Source organism: Streptomyces sp. MZ04, assembly GCF_004684775.1.
Classification (GTDB): Bacteria; Actinomycetota; Actinomycetes; order Streptomycetales; family Streptomycetaceae; genus Streptomyces.
The window spans coordinates 1-16,070 of record NZ_SRIC01000018.1 but is presented as its reverse complement, the minus strand read 5'-3'; the positions used below and the strand labels follow the sequence as shown (position 1 = coordinate 16,070).

General features: G+C 71.4%; 16 protein-coding genes. 10 read left to right on the top strand and 6 right to left on the bottom strand.

Annotated elements, in window-relative coordinates:
* The first annotated feature begins 145 nt into the window (after positions 1 to 145).
* Both E2651_RS06610 and E2651_RS06605 read left to right on the top strand, forming a co-directional pair.
* Positions 146 to 1,006 (top strand): helix-turn-helix transcriptional regulator, encoded by an 861-nt coding sequence (locus E2651_RS06610; RefSeq protein WP_135330059.1) that lies wholly within the window; start codon positions 146 to 148, stop codon positions 1,004 to 1,006.
* A 9-nt stretch (positions 1,007 to 1,015) separates the two neighbouring features.
* Positions 1,016 to 1,240, top strand: coding sequence for a DUF397 domain-containing protein (locus E2651_RS06605; RefSeq protein ID WP_135330058.1), 225 nt, complete (start codon positions 1,016 to 1,018; stop codon positions 1,238 to 1,240).
* An 18-nt stretch (positions 1,241 to 1,258) separates the two neighbouring features.
* On the opposite strand, the gene E2651_RS06600 is transcribed toward E2651_RS06605, so the two are convergent.
* Positions 1,259 to 2,401, bottom strand: coding sequence for an 8-amino-7-oxononanoate synthase (locus E2651_RS06600; protein ID WP_135330057.1), 1,143 nt, complete (start codon positions 2,399 to 2,401; stop codon positions 1,259 to 1,261).
* Between the two features lie 162 nt (positions 2,402 to 2,563).
* Here E2651_RS06600 and bioB point away from each other — a divergent pair, with 162 nt between their 5' ends.
* The 4 genes from bioB to E2651_RS06580 all read left to right on the top strand — a co-directional run bounded on the left by bioB (position 2,564) and on the right by E2651_RS06580 (position 7,052).
* Complete coding sequence (gene bioB, locus E2651_RS06595; protein ID WP_135330056.1) at positions 2,564 to 3,799, top strand: biotin synthase BioB; 1,236 nt, start codon at positions 2,564 to 2,566, stop codon at positions 3,797 to 3,799.
* The gene (locus tag E2651_RS06590) at positions 3,792 to 5,090 is read left to right on the top strand and encodes an adenosylmethionine--8-amino-7-oxononanoate transaminase (protein WP_135330055.1); all 1,299 of its coding nucleotides are present in this window, start codon (positions 3,792 to 3,794) and stop codon (positions 5,088 to 5,090) included. Before bioB ends, E2651_RS06590 begins: the two co-directional genes overlap by 8 nt.
* Before the next feature lies 1 nt (position 5,091).
* Positions 5,092 to 5,826, top strand: a complete 735-nt coding sequence (gene bioD, locus E2651_RS06585; protein WP_135330054.1) for a dethiobiotin synthase — start codon at positions 5,092 to 5,094, stop codon at positions 5,824 to 5,826.
* A 554-nt stretch (positions 5,827 to 6,380) separates the two neighbouring features.
* Positions 6,381 to 7,052: a class I SAM-dependent methyltransferase gene (locus tag E2651_RS06580; protein WP_135330053.1), complete on the top strand. Its 672-nt coding sequence runs from the start codon at positions 6,381 to 6,383 to the stop codon at positions 7,050 to 7,052.
* A 20-nt stretch (positions 7,053 to 7,072) separates the two neighbouring features.
* Here the strand turns inward: E2651_RS06580 and E2651_RS06575 are convergent, their stop codons facing one another.
* The gene (locus tag E2651_RS06575) at positions 7,073 to 7,435 is read right to left on the bottom strand and encodes a VOC family protein (protein ID WP_135330052.1); all 363 of its coding nucleotides are present in this window, start codon (positions 7,433 to 7,435) and stop codon (positions 7,073 to 7,075) included.
* Positions 7,436 to 7,492: 57 nt separating this feature from the next.
* Here E2651_RS06575 and E2651_RS06570 point away from each other — a divergent pair, with 57 nt between their 5' ends.
* Positions 7,493 to 7,843, top strand: a complete 351-nt coding sequence (locus E2651_RS06570) for a VOC family protein (RefSeq protein WP_135330051.1) — start codon at positions 7,493 to 7,495, stop codon at positions 7,841 to 7,843.
* A gap of 37 nt (positions 7,844 to 7,880) precedes the next feature.
* On the opposite strand, the gene E2651_RS06565 is transcribed toward E2651_RS06570, so the two are convergent.
* On the bottom strand, positions 7,881 to 8,252 hold the full coding sequence (locus tag E2651_RS06565) for a fic family toxin-antitoxin system, toxin component (protein WP_209446083.1): 372 nt from the start codon (positions 8,250 to 8,252) through the stop codon (positions 7,881 to 7,883).
* A 4-nt stretch (positions 8,253 to 8,256) separates the two neighbouring features.
* On the bottom strand, positions 8,257 to 8,484 hold the full coding sequence (locus E2651_RS06560) for an antitoxin (protein WP_135330050.1): 228 nt from the start codon (positions 8,482 to 8,484) through the stop codon (positions 8,257 to 8,259).
* A gap of 208 nt (positions 8,485 to 8,692) precedes the next feature.
* Between E2651_RS06560 and E2651_RS06555 the strand changes: the two genes are divergently transcribed.
* The 3 genes from E2651_RS06555 to E2651_RS06545 are packed head-to-tail and all read left to right on the top strand — an operon-like array spanning position 8,693 to position 13,032.
* Positions 8,693 to 9,514 (top strand): ABC transporter ATP-binding protein, encoded by an 822-nt coding sequence (locus E2651_RS06555; RefSeq protein WP_135330049.1) that lies wholly within the window; start codon positions 8,693 to 8,695, stop codon positions 9,512 to 9,514.
* Between the two features lie 14 nt (positions 9,515 to 9,528).
* Complete coding sequence (locus E2651_RS06550; RefSeq protein WP_135330048.1) at positions 9,529 to 12,093, top strand: ABC transporter permease; 2,565 nt, start codon at positions 9,529 to 9,531, stop codon at positions 12,091 to 12,093.
* Positions 12,094 to 12,141: 48 nt separating this feature from the next.
* A complete protein-coding gene (locus E2651_RS06545; protein WP_135330047.1) occupies positions 12,142 to 13,032 on the top strand; it encodes an LLM class F420-dependent oxidoreductase in 891 nt (296 codons plus the stop codon).
* Between the two features lie 12 nt (positions 13,033 to 13,044).
* On the opposite strand, the gene E2651_RS06540 is transcribed toward E2651_RS06545, so the two are convergent.
* Both E2651_RS06540 and E2651_RS06535 read right to left on the bottom strand, forming a co-directional pair.
* The gene (locus E2651_RS06540; protein ID WP_245238614.1) at positions 13,045 to 14,178 is read right to left on the bottom strand and encodes a hypothetical protein; all 1,134 of its coding nucleotides are present in this window, start codon (positions 14,176 to 14,178) and stop codon (positions 13,045 to 13,047) included.
* 558 nt (positions 14,179 to 14,736) lie between these two features.
* Positions 14,737 to 16,062: an NAD(P)-binding domain-containing protein gene (locus tag E2651_RS06535; RefSeq protein ID WP_245238616.1), complete on the bottom strand. Its 1,326-nt coding sequence runs from the start codon at positions 16,060 to 16,062 to the stop codon at positions 14,737 to 14,739.
* Positions 16,063 to 16,070 lie beyond the last annotated feature (8 nt).

Here is a 16,070-nt window from a genome sequence, read left to right as displayed (position 1 = left end):
AGATGTGCATATATCTGTCGCTCAAAGCAGTGAACTCTGCTACGGCAGACCGTATTTGGGCGCGCGACCGGCGCTTCCTCTACTGTCGCCCGTGAGAGGTCGTGGGGAGGCCGGAAAAGGAAGCTCCGTCGGAAAGGAGACGGACATGCAGCACGGTCCCGCGGTGCGCCGCCGCAAGCTCGGCGCCGAACTGCGCGCACTGCGCACGCTCGCGGGGCTCACCAGCGGCCAGGCCGCGAGCCGGGTCGGCTGGCACCAGTCGAAGGTGAGCCGGATCGAGACCGGACGTAGCGGTGTCAAGGCCGCGGACGTCCATCTCCTCCTCGACGCGTACGCGGTGAAGGATGCCCAACTGCGCCAGTTGCTGGTCGCGTTGGCGGGCGCCGACGACCGGGGCGGGCGTCATCACTGGTGGCACGCCTACCGCGGCCTGCTGCCACCGGCGTACCGCGATTTCATCAGTCTGGAGTCACAGGCCTGCCGCGTCCGCACCCTGGAGACCAACGTCGTGCCCGGTCTGCTGCAGACGCCCGACTACGCGCGAGCGGTGACCCGGGCCGCGCTGGACGGTCTGCCGGACGAACAGGTGGACGCGCTGGTGGAGGTGCGCCTGGCCCGCCAGGACGTGCTGCGTGCGAGACGTCCGCTGCGACTGAGCGTGATCCTGGACGAGTCGGTGCTGCACCGGCAGGTCGGCGGGGCGCAGGTGCTCGCGGGGCAATTGAAGCGGTTACAGGAGGCGGCACAGCTGCCCCATGTGCGGTTGCAGGTGCTGCCGTTCGCCGCGGGAGAGCACAAGGGACTCCTCGGGTCTTTCGTTATCTTCTCATTTCCGAACATTGCTGATCTGGATGTGGTTGTTCTCGACCATTTGACGAGTAGCCTCTACCTCGAACGGAAAGAAGACCTCCAGGCATACACGGATGCCTTCAACTCCCTTCTAGGACAAGCACTTTCACCCGAGGAATCAACGGATCACATCGCCGGGATAGGTGACGGCGCGTAAGGGGGCACCATGACTGCATTGCCTCGGTACGTATCCGACAGCACGTCTCTGCACGGCGCACGGTGGCAGCGCAGCAGCCACAGCAACGGAATGAACAACTGCGTCGAGACAGCCCCGCTGACTTCAGGGCCGAAGTCGGGGCTGCTCGCCGTGCGCGACTCCAAGCACATCGCAGGGCCCGCCCTGCTCTTCCCGCACGCCACATGGGAGGCCTTCGTCCACGGCCTCCGGTGACTGTCGGACCCCCGGTGCCTACCGGGGTGCGGTGCGGCTGATCACTCGTACGGCATCGGCAATCTGCGCGCCGGTGAGATCCGCACGGGCGGTCAGCCGCAACCGCGAGATGCCGTCGGGAACCGACGGCGGACGGAAGCAGCCGACGGCCAGACCCGCGCCGCGACAGTCGGCGGCCCAGCGCACGGCGGCTTCCGGCGACGGGGCGCGCACCGAGACGACGGCCGCGTCGGGGCGCACCGCGAGCAGACCTTCCGCCGTGAGGCGTTCATGCAGCTCGGCCGCGACCGCGCGGGCCCGCGCCGCCCGCTCGGGCTCGGCGCGCAGCAGCCGCAGCGCGGCCAGCGCGGCGCCGACGGCGGCCGGGGCGAGCCCCGTGTCGAAGATGAAGGTGCGGGCCGCGTTGATCAGGTGGTCGATGACCTTGGCGGGGCCGAGCACCGCGCCGCCCTGGCTGCCGAAGGACTTCGACAGGGTGAGCGTGGCCACGGTGTGCGGGCTGCCCGCGAGCCCGGCCGCCTGCGGTGCGCCGCGGCCGCCGTCGCCGAGCACGCCGAGGCCATGGGCGTCGTCCACGATCAGACCGGCACCGAACTCACCGCAGGCGGCGGAGAGTTCGGCCAGCGGGGCCGCGTCGCCGTCCACCGAGAAGACCGTGTCCGACACGACGACCGCGGGGCCCCGGTGGCCGTCGAGCGTCTTGCGCACCGCGGCGGGATCGGAGTGCGGCACCACCTGGGTCGTGCCGCGCGCGAGGCGGCAGCCGTCGATCAGCGAGGCGTGATTGCCCCCGTCGGAGACGATCAGCGAGCCGTGCGGGGCGAGCGCCGTGACCGCGGCGAGGTTCGCGGCGTATCCGGAGGACAGTACGAGGGCGGACTCGAAGCCGCAGAACTCGGCGAGTTCACGCTCCAGTTCCGCGTGCAGCTCGGTGGACCCCGTCACCAGGCGCGATCCGGTCGCCCCGCCGCCCCAACGGCGTGCCGCGGCCGCGGCGCCCTCGGTGATCTCCGGGTGGCGCGCAAGGCCCAGGTAGTCGTTGCTCGCCAGGTCGAGGAGGCCGGCCGCGTCGGCGGGGCGGGGGCGCAGGGTGCGGACGAGTCCGGCCCGTGCCCGCAGGCTCGCCTGCTCGTCGATCCAGTCGAACGGCGAGCTCGCCATGGGATTCCTCCGGGGCATGGTCAGGGGCCGGTTTGTAGACAGTGCACAGACCCTAGCTCTCCGGCCACCAGGCCAGGATGTGGCAATACCCACACCTCAAAGCGTTTCTGTTGTGCGAAGTCTCCTTGGAAAGGCAGGCTCTCGTGCGTAAGGATCAGCGCCATGGATCTGCTGAACACGCTGGTGGACAAGGGGCTTCGGCGCGAGCTGCCGACCCGCGAAGAGGCGCTGGCCGTGCTGGCCACCTCCGACGACGAGCTTCTCGACGTGGTTTCCGCCGCCGGGAAGGTACGGCGGCGATGGTTCGGGCGACGGGTGAAGCTCAACTACCTGGTCAATCTCAAATCGGGCCTGTGCCCCGAGGACTGCTCGTACTGTTCGCAGCGCCTCGGCTCGACGGCCGGGATCCTCAAGTACACCTGGCTGAAGCCCGACGAGGCCTCGCAGGCCGCCGCCGCGGGTGTCGCGGGCGGCGCCAAGCGGGTCTGCCTGGTCGCCAGCGGCCGCGGGCCGACGGACCGCGACGTCGACCGCGTCTCGCAGACCATCGAGGCCATCAAGGGGCAGAACGAGGGCGTCGAGGTCTGCGCCTGCCTCGGTCTGCTCTCCGCCGGCCAGGCGGACAAACTGCGCACAGCGGGCGCGGACGCGTACAACCACAATCTCAATACGTCCGAGGGCACGTACGGCGAGATCACCACGACCCACACCTACGCCGACCGCGTGGACACGGTGCAGCAGGCGCAGGCCGCGGGCCTGTCCGCCTGCTCCGGGCTGATCGCGGGCATGGGCGAGACGGACGAGGACCTCGTGGACGTGGTCTACGCGCTGCGCGACCTCGACCCCGACTCGGTGCCGGTCAACTTCCTGATCCCCTTCGAGGGCACCCCGCTGGCCAAGGAGTGGAACCTCACCCCGCAGCGCTGCCTGCGCATCCTGGCGATGGTCCGGTTCGTCTGCCCCGACGTGGAGGTACGCATCGCGGGCGGCCGCGAGGTGCATCTGCGCACGATGCAGCCGCTCGCCCTGCACCTCGCCAACTCGATCTTCCTCGGCGACTACTTGACCAGTGAGGGCCAGGCGGGCAAGACCGACCTGGAGATGATCGCGGACGCCGGTTTCGAGGTCGAGGGCGCGGGCACCGTGACGCTGCCCGAGCACCGTGCGGACGCGATCGCGGCGGCCGGGTGCGGGTCACACGGGGAGAGCGGGGGCGGTTGCGGCCCCTGCGGTACGTCCGAGCCGTCCGGTTCCTCCGAGCCGTCCGGTTCCTCCGAGCCGTCCGTGGCCGCGGAGACTGCGGCAGCCTCGGCGAACACCGAGAACTCCGATGCGCGTACCGATCTGGTCGCCGTACGCCGCCGGGGCGCGGGAACGGATCTGGCGCCCAATGCCTGACCTGCCCGTATCGGAACTGCTCGACCTCGACCGACGCCATGTGTGGCACCCCTACGGCCCCATGCCCGGCCGCCAGGAGCCCCTGGTCGTCGAGTCGGCGAGCGGCGTACGGCTCCGGCTCGCGGACGGCGGGGGCGAACTGGTCGACGGCATGTCGTCCTGGTGGTCGGCGATCCATGGCTACAACCACCCGGTGCTCAACGACGCGGTGCGCGGCCAGCTGGACCGGATGAGCCATGTCATGTTCGGCGGGCTCACCCATGAGCCCGCCGTCGGCCTGGCGAAGCGTCTTGTCGACATGTCGCCCGATGGTCTCGAGCATGTCTTCCTCGCGGACTCCGGTTCGGTGTCGGTCGAGGTCGCCGTCAAGATGTGCCTGCAGCACTGGCGCTCGCTGGGCCGTCCCGCCAAGCGGCGGATGCTGACCTGGCGCGGCGGCTACCACGGCGACACCTGGCAGCCGATGTCGGTGTGCGACCCCGAGGGCGGCATGCACGAGCTGTGGCAGGGCGTGCTGCCCCAGCAGGTCTTCGCGGACGCGCCGCCGGCGGGCTTCGAGGCGTACGACGACGAGTCCGACGTGTACGCAGCGCATCTGCGCGAGCTGATCGGGCGCCACGCCGACGAGCTGGCCGCGGTCATCGTGGAACCGGTGGTGCAGGGCGCGGGCGGGATGCGGTTCCACTCCCCCGCCTATCTGCGAGTGCTGCGCGAGGCGTGCGACGAGCATGACGTGCTGCTCGTCTTCGACGAGATCGCGACGGGGTTCGGCCGCACGGGCCGGCTGTTCGCCGCGGACCATGCGGGCGTGACGCCCGACGTCATGTGCGTGGGCAAGGCGCTGACCGGCGGCTATCTGACGATGGCGGCCACGCTGTGCACGGCGAGGGTGGCCGACGGCATCTCGCGCGGCGAGGTGCCCGTGCTTGCCCACGGCCCCACGTTCATGGGAAATCCGCTCGCCGCCGCGGTGGCCTGTGCCTCGATCGACCTGCTGCTCGGGCAGGACTGGCAGACCGAGGTCAAGCGCATCGAGGCGGGGCTGCTCGGCACGCTCGGCGAGGCGGCCGCGCTGCCGGGCGTACGGGACGTACGCGTGCTCGGCGCGATCGGTGTCGTACAGCTGGACCATGACGTCGACATGGCGGCGGCCACGCGCGCCGCGACGCGCGAGGGGGTGTGGCTGCGGCCGTTCCGCGACCTCATCTACACGATGCCGCCGTTCATCACGGGCGACGACGACGTGGCACGGATCGGGCGCGCGGTGTGCGCGGCGGCGAAGGAGGGCTGAGATGACGGTCATCGTGGTGTCGGGTACGGGCACCGAGATCGGCAAGACCGTGACGACGGCCGCGGTCGCCGCCCTCGCGGTCGGCGCGGGTCGGCGCGTCGCCGTCCTCAAGCCCGCGCAGACCGGGGTCGCACCCGGCGAACCGGGTGACGCGCAGGAGGTGGTACGCCTTGCGGGCGATGCGGTCACCACCCTCGAACTGGCCCGCTATCCGGAGCCGTTGGCGCCGAACACGGCGGCGCGACGGGCCGGGATGGCGCCGGTCCGCCCCTACGAAGTGGCCGAGGCGGCCGAGAAACTGGCGGCCGAGCACGATCTGGTCCTGATCGAGGGCGCGGGCGGCCTGCTCGTCCGCTACGACGACGAGGGCGCCACCCTCGCCGACGCCGCGCGACTCCTTGCCGCGCCGGTCCTGGTGGTCGCGTCGGCGGGCCTCGGCACGCTCAACACGACGACCCTGACCGCGGAGGCGCTCCGCGCCCGCGAGCTGACCCCGCTGGGCGTGACGGTCGGCAGCTGGCCGACCACCCCGGACCTGGCATCCCGCTGCAACCTGGCGGACCTGCCACAGTCGGCCGGAGCGAAGCTCCTGGGAGCGATCCCGGCAGGCGCGGGCACCCTCTCAGGAACCGACTTCCGCACCCGAGCGGGCAGTTGGCTGGGCCCCGAGCTGGGCGGCGAGTGGGACGCGGCGACTTTCACGGCGCGGGAGGCGCCGGGGGCGCTGGAGGTCTGAGGGGCGCTGGGCTGACGGGGGCGGAACCTTGAGGGCCCGTCACCCCTTCCCTCTTCACGGCGCGGCAGGCGCCCGGAGCGCGGGAAACCTGAGGAGCCGCAGGGCTGACGCGGGGCGAGACATGAGGGTCCCGTCCCCCCACCTTCCCTCTGCGCGACGCGGCAGGCGCCCGGAGCGCGGGAAACCTGAGGAGCCGCAGGGCTGACGCGGGGCGAGACATGAGGGTCCCGTCCCCCCACCTTCCCTCTGCGCGACGCGGCAGGCACCCGGAGCGCGGGAAACCTGAGGAGCCGCAGGACTGACGCGGGGCGAGAGCTCGGGGGCCCGTCCCCCACCTTCCCGAGGGGAGGGAGCCGCGGGAGCCTGGGGCGCCAAGGTTCCGCAGGGGCAAGCAGGCGGAACCTCAGGCCATCACCCCGCACCTGTCACCGCACCTCGCCCCCAGCGGCGTAACCCCGGAGCCCCATGGCCTCGACTCGCTGGGGTCGGCGTGGGGGAAACGGGGCTCGGCGGGGCACCATTGCGGTATCCGCTCATCCTGCTGAGGAGTGCCCATGTCGCCTCGCTCCGCCAAGGCTGTGTCCCGGGACGCCGTGCACCACCCCGTCTTCGCCCGTTTCTACGCACGTCAGAGCGTGGCCGCCGAGCGCGTGGTCGGCGCCCACCGCAAGGAGCTGCTCGCCGGGCTCTCCGGTCGTGTGATCGAGGTCGGCGCGGGCAACGGGCTGAACTTCGCGTACTACCCCATGGCCGTGTCCGAGGTCGTGGCGATCGAACCGGAGCGCATCCTGCGGCAGTTGGCGGCGTCCGCCGCCGTGCGGGCGGACGTGCCGGTCGACGTGGTGCCGGGTGCGGCCGAGGCGCTGCCCGTCAAGAGCGAGGCGTTCGACGGCGCCGTGGCCTCGCTGGTCCTGTGCAGCGTCCGTGACCTGCCCCGCGCCCTCGCCGAGCTGCGGCGCGTCCTGCGGCCCGGCGGGGAACTGCGGTTCTTCGAGCACGGCGTGGCGCCGGGCAAGACGATGGCGCATGCGCAGCGCGCCCTGGACCGCACGGTCTGGCCCTTGCTCTTCGGCGGCTGTCACGTGGCACGGGACCCGTTGGCCGCGATGCGGGACGCGGGGTTCGAGATCGGCCCGTACCGGCGCTTCCTGATTCCGGCGAAGGGCCCGCGGCTGCCCACTTCGTACTGCGTGCTCGGCTCCGCCCGCCGCCCCGAAGGCGACTGAGGCCTCCCGACGGGGGCGCGTCAGACCGGTTGCGTGAGGTTGATCTTGTTGCCGTCCGGGTCCTTGATGTGCCCGACCCGGTGTCCCCACGGCATGTCGTTGGCCGGCCCGAGCACCACTCCCCCGAGGGGCTCGACCTGCTTCAGGAGGTCGTCCACGCTCTCCACCGCCACGCTCAGGAGCATCCGCTGCGGCGTGTCGAGCGGCACGTCCTTGTTCGAGACGATGCCGAGCTCCGAGTCGCCGATGCGCAGGTTCACGAAGAACGTCGGTCCTTCCTCCGGGACCCTCGACACCTCCTCGGCCCCGAGCAGTTCCTTGTAGAACCGCAGCAGGCGGTCCAGTTCAGGGGTGACGATCATCGGCTGGATGGCGGCAGACATCGGCGTCCTCCTACGGCTCGGCGGTCCGGTCGAACCTATCTTCCCTATCCTCACGGCATGATCAATGGTGCGCACGTCATCGTCTACAGCAACGACGCGGAGGCGGACCGGGCCTTCTTCCGCGACGTACTGGAGTACCCGCACGTCGACGCCGGCGGCGGCTGGCTCATCTTCAGGCTGCCGCCCGCCGAGGTGGCCGTACACCCCACTCCGGGGCCGGAGTCGCACGAGCTCTATCTCATGTGTGACGACGTGGAGGGGACGGTGCGTCAACTGACCGACAGGGGCGTCCGGTTCACCCAGCCCGTGACCGACGCGGGCTGGGGTCTGCTCACCCGGTTCAAGCTGCCGGGCGGCGGTGAGGTCGGTCTGTACGAGCCGCGCCACGAGCGGGCCACGGGCCTCTGAGAACCGGTTCCGCCGACGAGAACCGGCTCCGCCGCGGTCACAGGCTCCACTGCCGCAGCACGTCCGCGATGGCCTGCACGCTCGCGTCGCCCTCCTTCACCAGGCGGGCGAGGTCGCGCACCTGCTCGGCGGATGTGACGACCTTGAGGCCGCTGGCGACGAGATAGGCGTAGGCGGCGGACACGGCGAACAGGGCGTTGGAGCGTTCCAGGGCGGGGATGTGCAGGAGGATCTGGAGCAGGGCGGCCGCACGGTCGTGCGGGCTCTCGTAGACGGGTACGCCGAATATCTCCGCCTCGTGCCGGCTGACGGCGGCCACCAGGGCTCCCCAGTCGGTGATCTGCGGGTCTCCGGGCGTCTTGTGTTCGGCGATCATCAACAGCCAGGCAAGATCGATTCTGAGGTTCAAGGGCTCAGCGACGACCCTCGCGCTCGGGACCGAACTCTTCGACGAACACGGATTCGTACTGCTTCATGAAGTCGGCGGCGGCCTCGACGAAGGTGTGTCCCACTTCTCCCGCGTCCTGTTTGACCAGTTCCTCGATATAACGGTTGACGCTCATCCCGCGGGCCAGCGCGCGCTCTCTCGCGGCCCGCGCGGTGCCCTCGTCCACCCGTACGTTCAGCTGAGTCTTCGCCATACCTCAAGCTAGCGTTGCGGCGCTAGCACCGGCAAGAGAGCATGAGAGAGCGCAAGGGAGGGGCGCGGGGAGCGCGAACCCGCCAGAATCGTGCCCCTTACACACGTCTCGGGGGCGCGACTTCGGAGGGATACCGAGCGCCCGTCCCCACCCTCTACTCTCGGCAGGGTCACGGGAGTTGGAACCGGCAACAACCCAGGAGGCGGCCTTGTCCACACCTGCTTCGGCACCGGCCACGGACCGCTCGGAGCCCGCCGGGGCAGCGGCACGCGCCCGCGGCCTGACCAAGGCGTACGGATCCGGCGAGACGGCGGTGCTCGCCCTCGACTCGGTCGACGTGGACATCGCACGCGGGTGCTTCACGGCGGTCATGGGCCCGTCCGGATCGGGAAAGTCGACGATGATGCACCTTCTCGCCGGGCTCGACACCGTATCGGCGGGCCAGGTGTGGCTCGGCGACACCGAGATCACGGGGCTCAAGGACCGGGAGCTGACGCAGCTGCGGCGGGACCGCATCGGGTTCATGTTCCAGTCCTTCAACCTCATCCCCACCCTCAACGCCCTCGAGAACATCACGCTGCCGATGGACATCGCGGGACAGCGTCCCGACCGCGACTGGCTGGAGCACGTCATCGACACGCTGGGCCTGCGCGACCGCCTCAAGCACCTGCCCGCCCAGCTGTCCGGCGGGCAGCAGCAGCGGGTGGCGTGCGCGCGGGCGCTCGCCTCACGGCCCGAGCTGATCTTCGCCGACGAGCCGACCGGGAACCTCGACTCGCGCGCGGGGCTCGAAGTGCTCGGCTTCCTGCGCGACGCGGTCGACAAGCTGGAACAGACGGTCGTCATGGTCACCCACGACCCGGGCGCCGCCGCCCACGCCGACCTCGTGCTCTTCCTCGCGGACGGCCGGATCGTCGACGAGATGCCGCGCCCGACGCCGGAGGCGGTCCTGGAGCGCCTGAAACGGTTCGACGTGATCCACGCACAGCCGCCCCGTGACGGCGCGGACAGCACGACCGACGAGAGCTGAGGCGGGGCGCGGCCATGCTGAAGGCGACACTCCGCAGCTTCCTCGCGCACAAGGGCAGGCTGCTGCTCTCCGCGCTCGCCGTGATCCTCTCGGTGGCGTTCGTCGCGGGCAGCCTGATCTTCTCGGACACGGTGGCCCGTACCTTCGACCGGCTCTTCGCCTCGACGTCGGCCGATGTGACCGTCGAGCCGAAGGAGGACCTCGACGAGGCGATCCCGTCGGGGCAGACGCCGACGATCCCGGCGAGCCTCGCCGACCGCGTGTCGAAGGTCGACGGGGTCGCGAGGACCCGCATCGACGCGGCCGTCGACAACATCACCGTCGTCGACAGCGAGAACGACTCGGTGGGGCCGACCACCGGCGCCCCCACCATCGCCACGAACTGGCTGGTCACCGATCGCAGCCCCGTCGAGCTGACCTCGGGGCACGCGCCGCGCGGCAAGGGCCAGGCGCTGCTCGACGCGGACACCGCCGACAAGAAGGACGTGGAGATCGGCGACACCCTCACGGTGCTCGCCGCGCCCGGCTCCTTCAAGGTCGAGATCGTCGGCATCGTCACCTTCACCACCACCAACCCCGGCGCGGCCCTGGTCTATCTCGACACCCCGACCGCCCAGCGTGAACTCCTGGGCGACAAGGACGCGGCCACGGGCATCTCGGTGGACGCCGCAGCGGGCGTGAGCGACACCGTCCTCAAGCGCCGTGTCGCGGCCGAGCTCGGCTCCGGCTACGACCTCAAGACCGCCGACGAGCAGGCCGATTCGGCGGCGTCCGAGCTCGGCGGATTCCTCGACGTCATCAAGTACGTGATGCTCGGCTTCGCCGGGATCGCCGTCCTGGTGGGCATCTTCCTGATCGTCAACACCTTCTCGATGCTCATCGCGCAGCGCACCCGCGAGCTGGGCCTGCTGCGGGCGCTCGGCGCCGACCGCCGGCAGGTCCGCCGCTCCGTCCTGACCGAGGCGGTGCTGCTCGGCGTGGTCGGCTCGACCGTGGGGCTCGCGGTGGGTATCGGTCTCGCGGCCGGTCTCATCGAGCTGATGGGCCTGCTCGGGATGAACCTGAAGTCCACGGAGATGGTCATCGGGTGGGCGACGCCCGTCGCTTCGTACCTCGTCGGGGTGGGCGTCACCTTCGTCGCGGCGTATCTCCCGGCGCGGCGCGCGGCGCAGGTCTCGCCGATGGCGGCACTGGCTGACGCCGAGATCGCGGGCGTGGGGCGGCCGTTGAAGGTCCGCGCGCTGATCGGCTCGGTGGTCGCGCTGGCGGGGGCCGCCGCCCTGGTGGGCTGTGCGACGTCCGAGAAGACCTCGTCGGCGGCGTCCCTCCTTGGGCTCGGCCTGGTCCTGACGCTCATCGCCACCGTCATCGCGGGACCGCTCCTGGTGCGCCCGGTGATCCGCGTCCTGGGTGGCGCCTTCCCCGCCGTGTTCGGTTCCATCGGGCGGATGAGCCAGCGCAACGCGCTGCGCAATCCGCGCCGCACCGGGGCCACCGCGGCCGCGCTGATGGTGGGCCTCGCCCTGGTGACCGGCATGTCGGTGGCGAGCGCGTCCATGACCAAGTCCTTCGACCAGCAGATCGACCGGACCCTCGGCGCCGACTTCGTCGTACAGAACAGCAACTTCATCCCGTTCTCGAAGGAGATCACGGACAAGGTGCGCGACACCGAGGGCGCCGGACTCGTCGTGCGGCAGCGGTTCACGCCGGTGAAGGTCGCGATGCCGGACGGGAAGAGCGTGGAGACGACCGCCGCGGGCTACGACAAGCGGCTCGACGACGTCGCCCGCATCACGTACGTGGCGGGCGGGTCCGCCCAGGCGCTCGCGCCCGGGAACATCGCCATGGAGCGGGACTTCGCCGACAAGCACGAGGTGCGCGTGGGCGACCGGCTGCCGGTGGAGTTCCCCGGCGGGCGCAGGACCGAGCTGACGGTGGGCGCGCTCACCAACCAGGAGGGCGCCGAGGGCTTCGGTGTGGAGGGCGGTCTCTTCTTCGGCATCGGCACGGTCGAGGAGTATGTGCCCGGCGGCCAGGAGTCCGCGGTGTACGTGAACGCGGCTTCGGGCACGGAACCCGATGCGCTGCGCGACCGCCTGGAGAAGTCGCTCGACCCGTATCCGCAGGTGCAGGTCCGCGACCAGGCCGACTACAAGGAGCTGATCCGCGAGCAGATCGCCGTGATGCTCTATCTCGTGTACGCGCTTCTGGGGCTCGCGATCATCATCGCGGTGCTCGGCGTCGTCAACACCCTTGCCCTGTCGGTCGTCGAGCGCACCCGCGAGATCGGCCTGCTGCGGGCCATCGGGCTCGCGCGGCGCCAACTGCGCAGGATGATCCGCCTGGAGTCGGTGGTGATCGCCGTGTTCGGCGCGCTGCTCGGGCTCGCGCTCGGTCTGGTGTGGGGCGTCTCGGCGCAGCAGGTGCTCGCCCTGCAGGACATGAAGGCGTTCGCGATCCCCTGGACGACGGTGATCGCGGTGGTGGTGGGATCGGTGGTCGTCGGGCTCGCGGCGGCGCTGCTCCCGGCGTTGCGTGCATCACGCATGAACGTGCTGGCGGCCATCGCGCATGAGTGATGGACTGGTGGCCGCTGTGCCAACTGTCCATCCGCACAAGGAGAGTTCATGGTTCGCCCGTTCCGTTTCGGCGTCAACATGATCACCCCGTCCACCGGTGACGCGTGGCGCAAGAAGTGCCGCAAAGCCGAAGATCTCGGCTACGACGTGATCCTGGTCCCGGACCATCTGGGCATGCCCGCACCGTTCCCCTCGGTCATCGCCGCGGCCGAGGCGACCGAGCGGCCCCGCGTCGGCACGTTCGTCCTGAACGCCGGGTTCTGGAACCCGGCGCTGCTCGCCCGTGAGGTGGCGACCACGGACGCGCTCACGGGCGGCCGCTTCGAGCTCGGCCTCGGCACCGGATACGTACAGGCGGAACACGACACCGCGGGCCTGCCCTGGGGCACGCCGGGCGAGCGCGTGTCCCATCTCCGGCGCACCGTAGAGGAGTTGGACCGGCTTCTCGCCTCCGTCGATCACCAGCCGCAGCCGGCCCAGAAGCCCCGCCCGCCGCTGGTGATCGGCGGCAACGGCGACCGCATGCTGGAACTGACGGCCCAGCACGCCGACATCGCGGCGTTCAGCGGGGCGCGGCGGGTGCCCGACGGCTCGCCGCTGCAGATGTCCGCCCTCACGGCCGACGAGCTGGACGAGCGCGTCGCCACCTACCACCGCTTCGCGGCCGGGCGCGCCGAGCCGGCCGAGCTGAACTTCCTGGGCCAGCTGGTCGCGGTGACCGATGACCCGCGGGCGGCGGTCAGGCCTCTCCTGGAGTACGTACCGGGCCTGAGCGAGGACGAGGCCCTCGCGCTGCCGCACTTCCTGGTCGGCTCCGTGCGGGACATCGCCGATCAGGTGCGCGGACAGCGGGAGCGGTTCGGCTTCTCGTATCTGACGATCCTCGAGCCGTACTTCGAGGCGTTCGGCCCGGTCATCGAGGAGCTGCGCGGTGAGTGAGCCGCGGGGCGGTCACCCGCGCTGCTCGTAGCGCTGCCAGGTGCGGCCGGCGTCGCGGGAGGTCCACAGGCCCTCGCCGTCCGCCAGGTCGTACGTCGCCGTCGTCGTGTCCACGATGCCGTACAGGGCCGTGCCGTGGACGGCGAACGAGGTGAAGTCCTTCGGTGTCTTGAGCGCGTGGAAGGTGCGGTTGGTGCGGTCGTCGGCGATCCACTGCCGGCCGCCCTCCTCGCCGACGATCAGCCGCCCGTCCGACAGCGCCTGAAGGACCAGGAACTCCGGACCGCGCTTCAGGTCCTGCCACGGCACGCCGCCGCCGGTGAGCGTGGTCCAGTGCGCGCCGCCGTCCGTCGTCACCAGGAGGCCGCGCACGCTTTCCTCCTGCAGGAGGGCCAGCGCCGCCGTGCCGCCGCGCGCGGTGAGCTTGCCGCCCTGGTACTGCTTCGGGACGGGGGTGGAGCCGAGGGTGCGGCCCTCGCGCTGCCGGACGACGGTGTCGTGTTCCGCGGTCAGGGGCTGGTCCAGGATCCAGGTCGTGCCCCGTTCGTCGACGGCGAGGTGGCGGGCGTCGTCCGGGACTCCGGCCGGGGGCGCCGCGGTGCGGGTGGCGGGGCGGTAGATGAGGGCCGGCTCCAGCTCGGCGACCAGGATGTCGCCGGGACGGGAGCCCAGCGCGGTCTCCGTGGTGGTGACCTTGTGCCGTTCGCCGTGTACGCCGATGCCGTACACCCCGTCGGTCCCCTCCGCCGCCGGGACGCTGACGAAGCCCCCGCGCACGCCCTTGAACTGCGGCCGCACCGCTTCCGCGTCCGTGTGCTCCGCGTGTTCGGCGACCGTGCGGCCGCGAGGATCGACGACACGCCAGGCGGAGGCGGCCGGCCCCTCGTCGTCCTCGACGTTCCCGGCGTCGTACGTCAGGAGCAGCGAGCCGTCGTTCGCGCGGGCCACGCCTGTGGGCGCGCCCGCGGCCCAGATCACTTCGGCTGGGCGTGGGTGGGGGTCTTCGATGACGCGCTTGTACCGCTCCTCGCGGCTCCCGGCCTTCCCGGCCTTCCCGGTCGCGGAGTCTCCCTTGGCGGAGTCCGCGCCCCCGGAGTCGTCCTGGCCGCAGGCGGTCAGGACCAGTGCCGCGCTCGTCGCGGCCACCAGTCCGAAGGTTCGCCTCACGCGTTTCGTCAGCCACACCATGCGCAGATCTTCACACACGGGCGGTGGGCGGTGCCTGGCCGCGCACACACGGGTGGTGTGCGGTGCCTGGCCGCCGGATGGCCACCGGATGGACGCCGGACCTGGACGAGCGGGGGCGTTCACCTTTCAACCTGTGTGAGTGACGCCGTCCCGGGAAGCCGTGCGAGGAGCCGGTGACACCGAATCGCCCCGGCGGATCGCCGACGATGCCACCGCTCCTGCACTCCCACGGGGGCAGGCACACTCCCGCATTGCCGCTCCCATGGTTGAGGCGGGTCGGTCGTGACCGAGGGGAGCCGTCGCGACCGACTACCGCATCCGCCTGCCACCGGGCAGTACCCGCCTCTCCACTGCCGAGGGCCCTGTGGGCGCCGACGTATTCCCGCGGCGCCCGCGCCCACAGTCGAGGCGAACCGGCCGCGGAGGGGAGCTGGAATCGCGGCCGGTGCGGCCTGCCTCCAGGGTCCTCCCGAATGAGGGCCGAAGCGGAGGCCGCCATGCGCATCTTCTCTACGTTCAGAGCGTTCCGCGTCCGACGCCGATCTGCAGCGTGGCCGGTGCCGCGCAGCAGCCGCCTGCGGACTCCTCGGCGCCGGCCGGTTCGTCGAAGAGGCCCGCGCCGCCGCAGACTCCGGTCTCCGGCAGGGTCAACTCCACGCGTTCTGCGGCCTCTTGGTCTCCGGCGAGGGAGGCCGCGATGGAGCGGACCTGCTCGTAGCCGGTCATGGCGAGGAAGGTCGGGGCGCGGCCGTAGGACTTCATGCCGACCAGGTAGACGTCTTGCTCCGGGTGCGAGAGCTCGCCCACGCCGTGCGGGTAGACGGTGCCGCAGGAGTGGACGTTGGGGTCGATGAGCGGGGCGAGGTCGACCGGGGCCTGGAGACGCTCGTCGAGACCGAGGCGCAGCTCGTTCAGGAAGGACAGGTCGGGGCGGAAGCCGGTCAGGACGATCACCTCGTCGACCGGGTCGAGACGGCGCCCGTCCTCGGCCACGAGCACAAGTCGATCGCCGCTCCGCTCGACGGCGTCGGTGCGGAAGCCGGTGACGGCATCGGCGTGACCGGCGTCCACCGCGGCCTTGGCCGCGAGGCCCAGGGCGCCGCGGGCGGGCAGCTGGTCCGCCTCGCCGCCACCGAAGGTCGAGCCGCTGATGCCGCGCCGCAGGACCCATGTGGCGTGGGTGCCCGGGGCTTCCTCGGTGAGGTCGGCCAGGGAGGCGAGCGCGGTGAACGCGGAGGCGCCGGAGCCGATGACGGCGGTGCGCTTGCCCGCGTAACGGACCCGTACGGCCGGGTCCTTGAGGTCGGGCACGCGGTACGAGATGCGCGCGGCCGCAGCGCGCTCGCCGATGGCGGGCAGGCCGTCGCCGCCGATCGGTCCTGGCGCCGACCAGGTGCCGGAGGCGTCGACGACCGCGCGGGCGACGATCCGCTGCTCGCTGCCGTCGGCGTTCTGGATGTGCACGGTGAAGGGCTGCCGCTCGCGGTCGGCGTCGACGACACGGTCGCGGCCCTGGCGGGATACGCCGGTCACCGTCGCGCCGAAGCGGACCCGGTCACCGAGCATGTCGGCCAGCGGCCGCAGGTACTTCGAGGCCCAGTCGCCGCCCGTGGGATAGCTCGCGCCGTCCGGTTTCACCCAGCCGGTGGGGGCCAGGAGCTTCTCGGCAGCGGGGTCGACGACCTCGGCCCAGGTGGAGAAGAGGCGTACGTGCGACCACTCGCGCACGGCGCTGCCGGCTTCCCCTCCCGCCTCCAGGACCAGCGGCTCGATGCCCCGCTCGAGGAGGTGCGCGGCGGCGGCCAGGCCGATGGGGCCGGCCCCGATCACCACGGTGGGCAGGGCGGGGG

Bases quoted from the DNA above. Each gene is read 5' to 3' on its own strand.
- bioD (WP_135330054.1), top strand. From the start codon at position 5,092: ATGACGGTCATCGTGGTGTCGGGTACGGGCACCGAGATCGGCAAGACC.
- E2651_RS06570 (WP_135330051.1), top strand. From the start codon at position 7,493: ATGATCAATGGTGCGCACGTCATCGTCTACAGCAACGACGCGGAGGCG.
- E2651_RS06560 (WP_135330050.1), bottom strand. From the start codon at position 8,484: ATGGCGAAGACTCAGCTGAACGTACGGGTGGACGAGGGCACCGCGCGG.
- E2651_RS06545 (WP_135330047.1), top strand. From the start codon at position 12,142: ATGGTTCGCCCGTTCCGTTTCGGCGTCAACATGATCACCCCGTCCACC.
- bioB (WP_135330056.1), top strand. From the start codon at position 2,564: ATGGATCTGCTGAACACGCTGGTGGACAAGGGGCTTCGGCGCGAGCTG.
- E2651_RS06600 (WP_135330057.1), bottom strand. From the start codon at position 2,401: ATGGCGAGCTCGCCGTTCGACTGGATCGACGAGCAGGCGAGCCTGCGG.
- E2651_RS06605 (WP_135330058.1), top strand. From the start codon at position 1,016: ATGACTGCATTGCCTCGGTACGTATCCGACAGCACGTCTCTGCACGGC.
- E2651_RS06590 (WP_135330055.1), top strand. From the start codon at position 3,792: ATGCCTGACCTGCCCGTATCGGAACTGCTCGACCTCGACCGACGCCAT.
- E2651_RS06580 (WP_135330053.1), top strand. From the start codon at position 6,381: ATGTCGCCTCGCTCCGCCAAGGCTGTGTCCCGGGACGCCGTGCACCAC.
- E2651_RS06575 (WP_135330052.1), bottom strand. From the start codon at position 7,435: ATGTCTGCCGCCATCCAGCCGATGATCGTCACCCCTGAACTGGACCGC.
- E2651_RS06610 (WP_135330059.1), top strand. From the start codon at position 146: ATGCAGCACGGTCCCGCGGTGCGCCGCCGCAAGCTCGGCGCCGAACTG.
- E2651_RS06550 (WP_135330048.1), top strand. From the start codon at position 9,529: ATGCTGAAGGCGACACTCCGCAGCTTCCTCGCGCACAAGGGCAGGCTG.